The organism is Bradyrhizobium sp. RD5-C2 (assembly GCF_019972155.1).
Classification (GTDB): Bacteria; Pseudomonadota; Alphaproteobacteria; order Rhizobiales; family Xanthobacteraceae; genus Bradyrhizobium.
This window is the reverse complement of record NZ_BOVL01000035.1, coordinates 1-350: the sequence shown is the minus strand read 5'-3', so window position 1 is coordinate 350 and position 350 is coordinate 1. Positions and strand designations below refer to the sequence as shown.

The 350-nt window shown below is 60.3% G+C and carries 1 pseudogene; it reads right to left on the bottom strand.

Annotation, left to right across the window (positions count from 1 at the left end):
- Positions 1-350 (bottom strand): annotated as a pseudogene (locus BraRD5C2_RS33580) (hypothetical protein); the annotation flags it as partial.

The following is a 350-nucleotide window of genomic DNA, read 5'->3' as shown; positions in this document are numbered from 1 at the left end:
CCCAAACATCATCCGAACCCGAACCACTCTGGAACGTGGTGCCGGCGAGCTGTGCGGCCGTGATGTCGATGTTCTGGTTCGTACTTTGGACGACGCCGCCAACGACGAAATGGCCGCTGGCCGGATCGGTAGTCGAATCCCAGAAGCGGTAGGCGGTCATGCTGTCGCCGTCGGCGTCACTGACTGAGAACAGGCCTGAAGCGGCAATGTCCTGATTGTGGCTCGCAGCGAAGTCCGGGGCCGTTGCCACCGGCGCATGATCGACGGGCGCGTTGACATGAAACTCCTTCCAAGCACTCCATGCCATACCATCGAACGCCTGAACCCAAACATCATCCGAACCCGAACCA